The 12,369-nt window shown below is 34.4% G+C and carries 14 protein-coding genes and 3 pseudogenes; 12 read left to right on the forward strand and 5 right to left on the reverse strand.

What is annotated here, in order from left to right; genetic code table 11:
- The first annotated feature begins 291 nt into the window (after positions 1–291).
- Positions 292–747 carry an IS200/IS605 family transposase gene (tnpA, locus tag LG402_RS08105; protein ID WP_165121832.1) on the forward strand — a complete coding sequence of 152 codons (456 nt, stop codon included), beginning with the start codon at positions 292–294 and terminating at the stop codon, positions 745–747.
- A gap of 171 nt (positions 748–918) precedes the next feature.
- Here tnpA (LG402_RS08105) and LG402_RS08110 read toward each other — a convergent pair whose 3' ends face one another.
- Positions 919–1,215: a hypothetical protein gene (locus LG402_RS08110; RefSeq protein WP_166541425.1), complete on the reverse strand. Its 297-nt coding sequence runs from the start codon at positions 1,213–1,215 to the stop codon at positions 919–921.
- A 26-nt stretch (positions 1,216–1,241) separates the two neighbouring features.
- Here LG402_RS08110 and LG402_RS08115 point away from each other — a divergent pair, with 26 nt between their 5' ends.
- Positions 1,242–1,814, forward strand: a complete 573-nt coding sequence (locus LG402_RS08115; RefSeq protein WP_227336766.1) for a terminase small subunit — start codon at positions 1,242–1,244, stop codon at positions 1,812–1,814.
- Positions 1,811–2,344 (forward strand): annotated as a pseudogene (locus LG402_RS08120) (terminase); the annotation flags it as partial. The gene LG402_RS08115 and the pseudogene LG402_RS08120, both read left to right, overlap by 4 nt.
- 416 nt (positions 2,345–2,760) lie before the next feature.
- Here LG402_RS08120 and LG402_RS08125 read toward each other — a convergent pair.
- Positions 2,761–3,867, reverse strand: coding sequence for a PAAR domain-containing protein (locus LG402_RS08125; protein WP_227336767.1), 1,107 nt, complete (start codon positions 3,865–3,867; stop codon positions 2,761–2,763).
- 44 nt (positions 3,868–3,911) lie between these two features.
- Positions 3,912–4,493 (reverse strand): hypothetical protein, encoded by a 582-nt coding sequence (locus LG402_RS08130; protein ID WP_166541423.1) that lies wholly within the window; start codon positions 4,491–4,493, stop codon positions 3,912–3,914.
- A 625-nt stretch (positions 4,494–5,118) separates the two neighbouring features.
- Here LG402_RS08130 and LG402_RS08135 point away from each other — a divergent pair.
- Positions 5,119–5,502, forward strand: a complete 384-nt coding sequence (locus LG402_RS08135) for a hypothetical protein (RefSeq protein ID WP_227336768.1) — start codon at positions 5,119–5,121, stop codon at positions 5,500–5,502.
- A 96-nt stretch (positions 5,503–5,598) separates the two neighbouring features.
- Positions 5,599–6,620, forward strand: a pseudogene (locus tag LG402_RS08140) (DNA-methyltransferase).
- 54 nt (positions 6,621–6,674) lie between these two features.
- On the opposite strand, the gene LG402_RS08145 reads toward LG402_RS08140, so the two are convergent.
- Complete coding sequence (locus LG402_RS08145; RefSeq protein ID WP_227336770.1) at positions 6,675–7,094, reverse strand: hypothetical protein; 420 nt, start codon at positions 7,092–7,094, stop codon at positions 6,675–6,677.
- 124 nt (positions 7,095–7,218) lie between these two features.
- Between LG402_RS08145 and LG402_RS08150 the strand changes: the two are divergent.
- The 6 genes and pseudogenes from LG402_RS08150 (at position 7,219) to tnpA (LG402_RS08175) (ending at position 10,226) form a co-directional block, all read left to right on the forward strand.
- Positions 7,219–7,632 (forward strand): annotated as a pseudogene (locus LG402_RS08150) (lysozyme).
- A 204-nt stretch (positions 7,633–7,836) separates the two neighbouring features.
- Positions 7,837–7,974, forward strand: coding sequence for a hypothetical protein (locus LG402_RS08155; protein WP_227336771.1), 138 nt, complete (start codon positions 7,837–7,839; stop codon positions 7,972–7,974).
- Positions 7,975–8,298, forward strand: a complete 324-nt coding sequence (locus tag LG402_RS08160; RefSeq protein WP_227336772.1) for a lysis protein — start codon at positions 7,975–7,977, stop codon at positions 8,296–8,298. It begins immediately after the preceding gene.
- 168 nt (positions 8,299–8,466) lie between these two features.
- The gene (locus LG402_RS08165) at positions 8,467–8,844 is read left to right on the forward strand and encodes a DUF6979 family protein (RefSeq protein WP_227336773.1); all 378 of its coding nucleotides are present in this window, start codon (positions 8,467–8,469) and stop codon (positions 8,842–8,844) included.
- Between the two features lie 323 nt (positions 8,845–9,167).
- Entirely contained in the window at positions 9,168–9,668 is a 501-nt protein-coding gene (locus tag LG402_RS08170; RefSeq protein ID WP_161710458.1) for a hypothetical protein, read from the forward strand.
- A gap of 126 nt (positions 9,669–9,794) precedes the next feature.
- Entirely contained in the window at positions 9,795–10,226 is a 432-nt protein-coding gene (gene tnpA, locus LG402_RS08175) for an IS200/IS605 family transposase (protein ID WP_227336774.1), read from the forward strand.
- A gap of 415 nt (positions 10,227–10,641) precedes the next feature.
- On the opposite strand, the gene LG402_RS08180 is transcribed toward tnpA (LG402_RS08175), so the two are convergent.
- Positions 10,642–11,367, reverse strand: a complete 726-nt coding sequence (locus LG402_RS08180; RefSeq protein WP_166541417.1) for an agmatine deiminase family protein — start codon at positions 11,365–11,367, stop codon at positions 10,642–10,644.
- 128 nt (positions 11,368–11,495) lie between these two features.
- Here LG402_RS08180 and LG402_RS08185 point away from each other — a divergent pair, with 128 nt between their 5' ends.
- The gene (locus tag LG402_RS08185) at positions 11,496–12,365 is read left to right on the forward strand and encodes a LysR family transcriptional regulator (protein WP_227336775.1); all 870 of its coding nucleotides are present in this window, start codon (positions 11,496–11,498) and stop codon (positions 12,363–12,365) included.
- Positions 12,366–12,369: the final 4 nt, after the last annotated feature.

Genomic DNA, 12,369 nt, shown 5'->3' on the forward strand with positions numbered 1-12,369 from the left:
GACGGGACAAAGCGTGACACGCCTATACTGAACAGTGGTGGCCGTGACCAATACTGCGTCGGACGAGGGTTCGAATCCCTCCCTGATTACCAACCACATGAAGAACACTATTACCTCGCCAAGCGAGGTTTTTTATTATGGGCTTTAGCCAGTTTAAGTCGCGTCAGCGTCTTAAATATAAAACCACCCGCTATGCGGGTGGGTATTAAAGGTTATACCAAGAAAAACACCTTTCCGTTACGATATAGATGTTCAAGCTAATATTCGTTCCTTAAATAAGGAAAGGTGTTTATGGGCATTAAAGCACAAAGCTCAGCACATACAAAGTGGCTGTGTAAATACCATATCGTCTTTTCGCCGAAATATAGACGGAAAGTGATTTTTAATAAAATTCGTTCAAGTATAGGTGAAATCCTTCGAGACCTTTGTAAATATAAAGGTGTGGAAATAATCGAAGGACATCTTATGCCAGATCATGTTCATATGTTAGTGAGTATTCCACCGAAGATATGCGTATCAAGCTTCATGGGATATTTGAAAGGTAAAAGTTCGTTGATGATCTTTGATAGACATGCCAATCTCAAATATAAATTTGGCAACAGAAAGTTTTGGGCGGAAGGGTTCTATGTCACAACAGTTGGACTCAATGAAGCTACAATTCAAAAGTATATCAGAGAGCAAGAAAAGTCGGATTTAATCTCGGATAAATTGAGCAGTAAAGAATATGAAAACCCCTTCAAGGGGTAAGCCAAAGTAGCAAAGACACTTAGCTTGAACGAAAGAGAAAGCAGCGTCATTTAGGCGCAGTCGGTAACAAGCCCTTATAGGGCAAGAGCAAACCACCCGTTTTACGGGTGGTTATGATTGGGTGGAATAAATCAATTGGAGGCACTGTGATTAGTATTAGTAAGTTGTATTTCAATATCCAAATTTTATTTTATGGTAAACAATGACTAGTCCCAGAATTGCGGGCATAACTTGCAATATAAATCTACATAGATAGTAATTAACTGTATCTCGCTCAAAGTTGGTGAGAGCGGCTTGAATAAAAATAAATGCTGAAATTCCATATGCTGCAGATAATTCAAAGCTATCATGATGAAATAAATATATGGAATATATAAGGGATATTAAATAACCAATACATCCAATAACAAATAATAATGATTTAACTTTCATTTGTTTGTTTGCAAACATCGGATCTTTATCTTTCATAATCAATAACTCCAAGAGAAAAATTAATGGCACTCACCGATAAACAAGAAATGTTTTGTCGCGAGTACCTCATCGATTTAAACGCTACACAAGCGGCTATTCGTGCGGGGTACAGCGAGAAAACTGCAAACCGCACTGCATCAGAAAACCTGTCAAAACCTGATATACAGTTAAGAACATCTGAACTATTGAAGAAAAGAAGTGATCGCCTTCAGATAGATGCTGATTATGTACTCAAGCGTTTAGTTGAAATTGACCAAATGGATGTATTGGACATTCTTCGGGATGACGGAAAGCTTAAGCCAGTTAGTGAATGGCCTAAAACATGGCGCAAAACATTATCTGGACTTGATATTTCCACGACAATTCGTGATTACGATGAAAGCACCGAAGAAACCATTCTCAAGAAAATCAAATGGCCTGACAAAGTGAAAAATCTTGAGTTACTAGGTAAACACGTCAAAGTTCAGGCGTTCAAAGAGCAAATTGAGCAGAAGGTCGAAGCCACACACAACATTATGCCCGTTCCATCTTGTGATAATGTGGATGACTGGGAAAAGGCTGCACAACAGCAACAAGGTGAGGTACTAGGTGGATGAATTACAACGTAGTCTGGAAGCCTTTACCCGGCTCTCAATCCTTATCACTAAGTTGCCCATGTAATGAAATTTTATATGAAGGAACACGAGGACCCGGTAAAACAGCTACCCAATTAGCGAGATTTAGGCGCAATGTCGGCGTTGGTTATGGCTCATTCTGGCGAGGCGTTATATTTGATACGGAATACAAAAACCTTGCAGACATCATTACGCAATCCAAACGTATGTACCGGCTATTTAAAGATGGTGCTCGCTTTCTTGCTTCGGCATCTGAATTGCGTTGGGTGTGGCCGACAGGTGAGGGGTTATTATTCCGTTTTGGCAAAGAAGCGGATGATTATTGGGATTATCACGGACAGGAGTTTCCTTTTATTGGTTTTAACGAATTAACCAAGCAAAAATCAGCCGATTTTTATGAGGCAATGTTTTCTTGTAGACGTTCGTCTTTTAGGCCTGAAGATTATCCTCTTGAAAATGGCTTATTGTTAAAGCCCATTCCTTTAGAAACATTCAGTACTTGTACTTGGTTTTAACTCAGACGCAGGCTGGGGCGGAGTCGATGGGGGTATTGAAATTCCACTCGATGTCAATAAACAGCCTCTTATTTGGGTAGACTCTGAAGTTAATAAAAACGGCTCTATTCTCGTTAGAACGTATCATCGCACTCACCCTAACGCACCTGAGTTTGTTCGTAATGATATTGATGGTTTCAATGACGGCGACCCGATTGATATCCCTGATGGTCGTTTTATCTCTGTTCGTGTACAGATGCCAGAGTAATCAATCTATAACGTGAGAATGCGTGAAATGGAAGAAGCGCAGAAAGAGGAAGAGGAGCGCAGGCAAAAAGAAGAGGATTAATTGTGATGTTGTTAAACGGACTGTACTGATTAACTATTTCACCTGTTTAGCATAGAGTGGTTTATCTACAGTAATATTTACTATACTACCTTTTCACGAGATCTATGTTTTTATCATCGTTTTCATCATTATTTTTAGATAGGAACCATTGCAAGAGAGCTCTTTCGGGTATCTTATTATATTTTTCAGTATTTAAATCACTATCAGGGAACGGTGACGTGATGGATTTTATATGAGGTATATTATCAATAACCTTCAAGTCACCATCATATTTACCCTGTTGTTTTTCAAGTATTTTTATATTTCCATTTATATTGCTTAATTGAGCACTATCATATAAATTTACGTTTGGTGTAATTCCGGCATGGCGTAATGCTTTCCATGTGAAATCAATACAGCTATTTGTTATACCGTTATAATATAAATTGAAGTAGGTTTCTGATTTATTAACTGCCATCTCACCAAATTCAAATATCTTATTATATTGTTGTTTTGTGACTTCAATTGTTCGATTGTAATATGGATTTTCATAATGAATGGTATCTGTTTTTGTTACTATGCCATCTCCTTTAATCCCTGTATTTATAGGTGCAAATCCATAAGAATGATCACCTATAATTTTATTATATTTATTATATTTATTATATTCTTTTATTTGTAACCACATATGACCTGCAGAGGATGTTTTTCTTATTGAGCCATTAAACCCCTCAAATCTAGGAGAGCCGTTATCGTCAGACATTGGTGTTCCAGGATAAGCAGTGTAAATAGTAACTGTATATTTATGCTCAGCGATATCTATAATTGGTGTGGCATATGATTGATTTCCTTGACTGATATTATTTTTGTAAGAAGATTCTTCAGGGGGTGTTGCATTTACAGCACTAGCACTAGCACTAGTATGTTTGGTTGACGCAATAACAACATTTGAACCGAAAGGGCATCCACATTGCACTATAGAACCTTCGACAGCCTGTACTTTTCCATGATTATTGATTCTATTTTCGCCTGTAATAATTTTTCCAGCTTGCCCACATTTAGGACAAATAGTGGTAGGATCTCCTACTCTAAGCGCCATTTTTTGATGACAACTTACATTTTGAATGGTAGCAATACAAGTAGCACCCGTTGTTGTTTTATCACCATTTATGGCCATAGCCTTACCAAAAATATTCGGTCTTAATTTAGACATAGAATTTTTTCTTATCCTTTAAATTATGTATCCTGGTAAAAAGGTTAGTTATTAACATAGGTTTTTATAGTAATAAAATAACTTAACCCATTTATTTCTAATTCAGGCCAATCACCCAGAACAGTGACTTCTAATCTATATTGACCATATTCAGATGGAACTGGAGTAATAGTAAATGCATCACTACTACGAACAATATTGTTTCTATGTATAGAGTCAGAAATTAAGTATTCAGACATATCACTATTTACTTTATATAATTTCACTCTGAATATTTCAGAATCACCAATATTTTTTATTGGACCATTATGAGTGAATATCTCTGTTGGGTAGAAATTTAACTTGGTGTTTTTATCTTGTTCAACATTTAATATGATATGGGATGACGGAGGTGATACAGGGAATAAATATAATAATTTAGGTGAAGGAATTGGAGTTTTCCAAAAAACAAAGTTAATAGAGTCCCCTTTTTTATACAGTTTTATAGGTATATTAATAGGGTGCCCTTCGGCTATTTTAGGTGACAAGAAAAAATATGGATCATTATCTACTGGTTTAACCCATTGATATAAAAGAACTCCAAATCCACCAATCAATAATCCCAATATAAACAGAATCCTTTTCATATACATAAATCCTTAGATTAAAGAAGCTATATATAATATAGCTTATAGTTTTGGCTATGCTAGCGATATATAAACATTACTCTTTTTTTAATGATGATAGCTTCTCACACCATATATCAAGAGTTTCCCGTTTTTCTCTTAAATAATCATATCTGTCATAATGCTTTTGAGAAACGCCTGATCTTTTGTGGTTTTGTACCATATCCCTTAACTCAGAACTTATTTCCATTTCCACAGCTAATGTTTCGAATACTCACTAAATCATGTTTACAGTTCTAATATGTGGTTATCAAAACCAATAAAAGTATTATGTTAATCAACTAGTTATAAAAAGGCATAATCACTGCCTTTTAAGTATATTAAGAGTGAATATACCTTAATAAACAAATGGTTAGTAACGGCTGGTTTATATAATGTTACGCCACATGGGCTGGACAGAAGCTGCTGACTTAATCATTAAAGATATCGGTTTACATTTTTCTTGCATAAAAGATGAATTTATATTTGATGAGCCGTAGATAAAGATAAGATTGAATAATTATTTTATAAACAAAAATTTAAGATAAAGTCTTTCGATTAATTGACGATATACATAATTACTTATCTTAAGTTAGAGATTGGGCTTGTGAAAAAAATATTATTATTATCACTACTGTTTAGTTCTTCTGTGTTTGCACAAAATGTCGATGTAGGGCAAGTCTGTAAAGCGTCTGCGGCAACTATGTTTGGTCGAGATCATAAGATTATACAATTAGATGCTATTGAAAACGGTATTGCTTATGTTCATTACATTCGTTCAGTTGATAACAGTCGCTGGGCTATTAAATGTAAACTAAATGGCGAAAAGGTCATTTGGGCATCAAACAATGCAGATAGCACGGGTCGATGGAGAGACGATCCTTTAGATAGTATTGTGAAATATTCTGTAAATGGCGGGGATATCATGATTTCTGAAATATATAGTGATGGTTCTAAAACGGAAAAAACATATCTAATAAAAGAGTTATAAATTATCACCTGTTTTTGCACTCTTTTATGTTAAATATAAATACAAGTCAGAAGTTTGATAATTTCTGGCTTTTTTTTGCCTCAATAAAGGATGTAGATGCAATTATATAATAATGACGCATTGGTTGTGCTGAAGCATTACCAGAGATTTGTATTGATTTGATAGTGACTGGTCCCCCTTATTTTCGGATTAAATCTTGTGCATGGGATAATCAGTGGGTAAATGAAGCAGAATACTTAGCATGGCTAGATGACGTATTAACTGAGATTTGGCGAGTATTGAAATCGAATAGTAGCTTGTATTTATTTTGTGGTTCTAAGCTTGCCTCTGATACTGAATTATTAGTAAAAGGGCGATTTAATATGCTAAGCCATATTATTTGGGCTAAACCTTCAGGCCCTTGGCGACGCCAGAATAAAGAAAGCCTACGTGCATTTTTTCCTTCGACAGAGCGAATACTGTTTGCAGAGCATTATCAAAGGCCTGTACAAGCGAAAGGGGCTGAGTTTGTTATAAAGTGTCGTGAACTCAAACAACAAGTATTTAAACCTCTTATGGATTATTTTATCGATGCACGATCAGCATTACAGGTTAGCGTTAAACAAATAAATAAAGTAACAGGAAAGAAAATGGCAAATCACTGGTTTGGTCGCAGTCAGTGGCAATTACCATTAAGGGATGACTATCAAAAGTTACAAATATTATTTTCACAACGAGCTACGCATATTGATCAGTTATCACCGCTATCACGCACCTATGATAATTTGTTGTCAGAACATAAAGTTTCTCAGATACGTTATCAAGCATTGGTTGAAGAATGCGGATTATTGAAACGTCCTTTTTTTGTTACGGCTGATGTACCTTACACAGACGTATGGACATATCCTCCCGTGCAATATTACCCCGGCAAGCACCCTTGCGAGAAACCATCAGATATGATGGAACATATTATTCGCTCTAGCAGTCGTGAAGGTGATTTAGTGGCTGATTTCTTTATGGGATCAGGGGCAACGATAAAAGCGGGATTAAAGTTGAATAGAAAAGTGCTGGGCGTGGAGTTAGAGAAGGAGAGATTTGAACAAACAAAAGTAGAAATGAGTAATATAAATTTGTCATGAATATAAAACCTCATTTGGTGAGGCTTTATAGGATAATCATTATTTATTGATAAATTACTTCTCAATGACTAAGAAACAATTTTTTGAATCCCAATATTGATTAGCAATTAAAAACCAAGATTGAGGTGTTAATGATAGTCCTTGGTTTTGTAGCGATATAAACATTTCATCATAAAGATCTGATGTTAATTGTTGATAGTGTATTGCAAAGTCTCTAGCGAGTTCTTTATCCGTGGGGTTATAAGGATATCCTCGTAATAGCGCGTTATTTTTCTTAAATATTTCTATTGCATTATTAAATGCCATATCAATCGTTTTCTGAGGTAGGACACCTGGTTTCATTAGGTTGGTTATAAAAGCACACTGAGTTTTTGAAACCATTTTTTTGTATTCATGATTGGATAAATTAGCTAGTGATGAGTTTGAATAGATTGCTAATGTAATGAATATAAAAATCAATTTAGTAAATTTCACAACAATTCCTTATTACAGAAGTATGTATATGTAGAAATCAATAATTACTATTATATCTTAAATATTATCTTAAAATATATTTATCTAACTAATTGATCATTGTAGATTATTTATTAAAAAGGTCATTATGCTAAAAAATAAATTTAATGTTTTAAGTAGCACTAGTGCCATTACTATAGCCTTAACCCTTATTAGTTATTTGGAAGGAATAAAATACAAATCCTATTATGATGTCACAGGTGTTTTGACAGTTTGCTATGGCCATACTGGCAATGACATTATTTAAAATAGAATATACACACAACAAGAATGTGATGTATTCTTACACAAGAGTTTTATTAAAATACAACGACAAGTTAATGCTTTAGTTAAAGTATTTCTCGATAATCATACTAAAGCCTCTTTATATTCTTTTGCTTATAATGTTGGAATAACAACATTTGCACGTTCTACTTTACTCAAAAAATTAAATGTGGGTGATCAACATGGTGCTTGTGAAGAAATGAAACATTGAGTTTATGCTGATGGAAAAGTATAGAAGGGTTTAATTAATCGCCGTGAAATGGAATCTGCTTTATGTCATGGAAATCTTTAATTATTGTATTGTGTTTTATTATTACTCTTTTTCTTATTGTTATCTTCGTTGTTTCCTTCTCAATTGATCCTTCATTGTTCCAATGATAAAGCGAGTTTAGCTAAACGCTGTCGACGCGCTATTACTCATCATAGGTATTAATCAATAATGAATTGGAAAGTTTATATCGCGACTATGGCGATAGTTATCATTGCGGGTGGTTATATGGTGGTAAATGAGCAATCAAAAAAACTGAATAGATTAAACGATGCTAATAAGGAGTTAGCCAGTCGTTTAAAAGAGTGAGTGAATATAAATCACGATTATCAAAAACGGGTAACTCTATTAAATCAGCTCGATATTAAACACACTAAGGAATTAGTTAATGCGAAAAAGGAAATTGATGGGTTGCGTATTTTGGCTGATCGTAATCCTAAGCGAATGAATATCAGAGCAGAGTGCCCCTCCCGTATCATCACAAAATTCACCTCCAGCATGGATGATGCAATGCCCACGAGACCTACTGACACTGCTCTCCGAAATTATTGGCTATTTAGAGAAAGAATTGCCAAGTCTGAAAGAATGATTAAGGGATTGCAGGAATATATAAGATATGAGTGTTCACAATAATGAAATTATTCAAATGAACTAAAAACAAGTTGAATAATTAAGGAAATTATAAATACTGTTAAATAGAAATAAATAATTTCACAAAGTGTGGTCAAAATTAGTTAATTATTTATTACGGAGTGTTAGTATTATCGAATATTAATATATTAATCAGGCATGAGGTTATATATGGGAAACTATGGTAAAGCAGCAGTACAGACTGTATTGAATTACGATAATAAAGTAGATTTGCGTGAACAATGGATGAATGCAATATCAAAAGAAACAACTAGCAAATCATCAATTAATAAAGGATGTCCTAAAAGTGCATTTCTTGGTTTATGTGAGCTTGGTTTAGTGAAAAGCATCCCACCAAATGATTATAAAGCGGGCGCCGATAATAAACGCCATGCAAAAGAACTTTTAGCATTAGCAATAGAGAATCCAAACATAACAGCTACCGAGTGTTTTCGACTATATCAAAAAAGTAATAATGATTTACCTAAAAATCATAATGGGCAAGCCGATGTAGTTATTAGCCTTTTAGAAGCAAATCTTATTAAATAATATAATTAGACTGAAGAACAGTTAGTTAATTGAAAAGGTACTCCCAATAGCTTCCCTTCCCACGGGGCGGGGGCTTCGCGGGAAACGCCAAATTTTTTCATTTTATTTCAGCATCATCACTACATAATCAACCTATTGATTTTTAAATATATAAATAATAAGTGTTGATGGTTTTGAACGTTTTTTGTTCATCAACATATTTTACGTTTCATTATTTTCCACAGGAATTTCTCTTAATATTCATAAGAATGTGATGTAGTAACTTGTATTTATTACATTCAGCACGTATATCATAATTTATTATTCACAATGGAATTTTCATAATGAAACTTGAAAAGAAATTAATGTTACGTGTTTTTGGTGCAAGTAAGCGTGGTAAAACACAAACACTAATTCAATTGATTAGAAAATTAGGATCAGATAAAAGCTATTCTGTTCGTTTAGAACCAAAAGAAAACCCTTTTGCTAAAAATGACAAAATAGCTATTTTTGAGAAAAAAGGTTTAAAAATAGGGATATCCACAGGTGGTGACAACGAAAAAATTATAAAAAAAGCAGTAGAAGAGTTAATTGGAGAAAATTGTAATTTCATAATTTCTGCAACAAGAACTAGAGGCCAGACAAAAAAAGAACTTTATAAATTGGTCAACGAACATGAATACCAAAAGCAATGGTTCAAGAAAAATACCAATATAGATTATTGGTGTAATAAATGGCCTCATAGAGGTGAAGATTTTAAAGATAGAAAAGATGAATATTTTAAAAAATTAAACGAGATAGATGCTCAATTTCTTTTTGACTATATTGATTCCCTAACACAATAAAGTTAAATACCACTGTGAACACCCGCTATGCGGGAGGCATTCAAAGGTTATACCAAGAAAAACACCTTTCCGTTACGATATAGATGTTCAAGCTAATATTCGTAACTTAAATAAGGAAAGATGTTTATGGGCATTAAAGCACAAAGCTCAGCACATACAAAGTGGCTGTGTAAATACCATATCGTCTTTTTGCCGAAATATAGACGGAAAGTAACTTTTAATAATATTCGTTCAAGTATAGGTGAGATCCTGAGAGACCTTTGTAAGTATAAAGGTGTGGAAATAATCGAAGGTCACCTCATGCCAGATCATGTACATATATTAGTGAGTATTGCACCGAAGATAAGTGTTTCAAGCTTTATGGGATATCTGAAGGGTAAAAGCTCGCTAATGATCTTTGATAGACATGCCAATCTAAAATATAAATTTGGCAACAGAAAGTTTTGGGCTGAAGGGTTCTATGTCACGACAGTGGGGCTAAACGAAGCCACAATTCAGAAGTATATCAGAGAGCAAGAAAAGTCGGATTTAATTTCGGATAAATTGAGTAGTAAATAATATGTAAATCCCTTCAAAGGGTAAGCCAAAGTAGCAAAGACACTTAGCTTGAACGAAGAGAAAGCAGCGTCATTTAGGCGCGGTCGGTAATAAGCCCTTATAGGGGCAAGAGCAAACCACCCGTTTTACGGGTGGTTATGATTGAAGCTAATATGCAATATATTCCCCCTGAAATGCGAATCAGTGTTACCTAATTCTCTTCCACTGACGTTTTGCTTGAACTTTACGAATTTTATTTAACTAAAATAGGCGGTATTTTTGGTACCGCTTTTTTGATGGACTTAATCAGTGTAAAGAACCATTAATCTAGCAAAGAAATATCTATGAGCCTTACCCTGTAAAAGGTGACGTATTTTCATCATCTTGCTGAAGCAAGTAACATTATTTTACTGCCTTTATTATTAAAGTGTAATGCTTATATAGACTTAAAAGAAGGTAACTGATGTGTAACACAATGGTTTCCTCCACCTCCAGCTGCGATAGCATCGATATTTAACATGACAATATCACGGGTTGGATATAATTCAGTTAACATTTTTTGGGCTTTATTATCTGCTTCCTCATCACCAAATTCAGGAGCAATGACAGCATCATTAATGACGAAATAATTTATGTACCCAGCTGCAAAATCAGGATTGTTTTTACTGAAAATACTCTCTCTAGGATATAAAGGTGGTTCCATTGTATGGATTTGTAGTTTTCTTCCATTTGCATCAGTAGAATTCTGTAATATTTCTATATTGTTTCTTGTTACATCATAATCGTACGAATCTGGATCATTATCTAAATTTGCGACCACAATACCCGGCCTCACAAAGCGAGCATAAAAATCTACATGTGCATCAGCAATATCTAGCTCACTTTCACGGCAGAAAATAACTACAGGTTGATATTTTGCAATAGCTTGGGCAATGTTTCCCAATGCAATTTGTACATCTTCAGTCATTTTTCCCCATATAGTCCGTTGTGCTCCAAAGGCTATAAAGGCCAATTGTTGTAATTCACCTTCATCAGGCATTACTCCTAGTTTATCAACCATACTTTCTCCTTTTGCTGAGAGTGAAATACCAAAAGATGTAGCTAAACTGAGCGCACTAATCACCGTAACTTGATGAATAAATTGGCGACGAGTTGAATTCATTAATACCTTCCTTTTTTCTTAATTTAACTACACTAACAACTTAGTAGAGTGCTTCATTTTATTGGTATTGATACTCTAAGAACTAACGATATAATTAGCGTACAATTGATTAGATAGACTTATCAGCGATGTTAAAATATTGGCCACCACTAAATGCATTACGAGGGTTTGAATCTGCGGCTCGACTTGGTAGCTTTCATAAAGCCGCAATAGAATTGAATATCACTCAATCAGCTGTTAGCCAGCAAATAAGAAGCTTGGAAAGTTATCTTGAACAACCATTATTCTTTCGAGAAGGTAGAAGCGTCACATTAACTGATGCTGGAGTGGACTTTTACAATAGTACCCAAGATGTCTTACAGCAATTAGCTGTTGGTGTACGTCGTTTAGATCAATATAAAAAATCAAATCAATTGATTGTTAACACTACACCCGCATTTGCTCGTTATTGGTTATTACCGCGTCTTGATTTATTTCATCAAAAATACCCTGAAATAGATATTTGGCTTTTTACTACTTATACAGTGCCAGATATGGCAATAGAGACAATTGATATTGCTATACGTGATGATATATCGGCACAAAAGGAATGTATTTATAAAGAACTTTATTACGATAAGCTTTATCCTGCATGTAATCCAATTCTACTCAATACTCAGAAAAGGTTAACCTTACATGGAGAAGGAATTATGGATTGGAGTAACTGGACATTGCAGGGGGGCGAATCGGTAGGGCAACAACTAAATGGAATTAATTTTTCAGACCCAAGCCTATTATTAGATGCTATTTGCCAAGGATTAGGGATCGGTTTGGTAAGTCAACTACTTACACTTCAAGTTAAAAAAGATAAAAAAATCAGTTCACTTTCAAAACATTCTATTAAAGGAAATGTTTGGTCATGTCTTATTCATCATGAAAGAGAACCAGGTTTGATGACACAATATTTTTTACAATGGCTAGAGAATGAATTATCAAAATGTACTGCTGAATTTATTTAGTATT

The organism is Proteus sp. NMG38-2 (assembly GCF_020640995.1).
GTDB lineage: Bacteria > Pseudomonadota > Gammaproteobacteria > Enterobacterales > Enterobacteriaceae > Proteus.

Bases quoted from the DNA above. Each gene is read 5' to 3' on its own strand.
- LG402_RS08115 (WP_227336766.1), top strand. From the start codon at position 1,242: ATGGCACTCACCGATAAACAAGAAATGTTTTGTCGCGAGTACCTCATC.
- LG402_RS08185 (WP_227336775.1), top strand. From the start codon at position 11,496: ATGTTAAAATATTGGCCACCACTAAATGCATTACGAGGGTTTGAATCT.
- LG402_RS08165 (WP_227336773.1), top strand. From the start codon at position 8,467: ATGGGAAACTATGGTAAAGCAGCAGTACAGACTGTATTGAATTACGAT.
- LG402_RS08155 (WP_227336771.1), top strand. From the start codon at position 7,837: ATGAATTGGAAAGTTTATATCGCGACTATGGCGATAGTTATCATTGCG.
- LG402_RS08170 (WP_161710458.1), top strand. From the start codon at position 9,168: ATGAAACTTGAAAAGAAATTAATGTTACGTGTTTTTGGTGCAAGTAAG.
- LG402_RS08180 (WP_166541417.1), bottom strand. From the start codon at position 11,367: ATGAATTCAACTCGTCGCCAATTTATTCATCAAGTTACGGTGATTAGT.
- LG402_RS08110 (WP_166541425.1), bottom strand. From the start codon at position 1,215: ATGAAAGATAAAGATCCGATGTTTGCAAACAAACAAATGAAAGTTAAA.
- tnpA (WP_227336774.1), top strand. From the start codon at position 9,795: ATGGGCATTAAAGCACAAAGCTCAGCACATACAAAGTGGCTGTGTAAA.
- LG402_RS08130 (WP_166541423.1), bottom strand. From the start codon at position 4,493: ATGAAAAGGATTCTGTTTATATTGGGATTATTGATTGGTGGATTTGGA.
- LG402_RS08125 (WP_227336767.1), bottom strand. From the start codon at position 3,867: ATGTCTAAATTAAGACCGAATATTTTTGGTAAGGCTATGGCCATAAAT.
- tnpA (WP_165121832.1), top strand. From the start codon at position 292: ATGGGCATTAAAGCACAAAGCTCAGCACATACAAAGTGGCTGTGTAAA.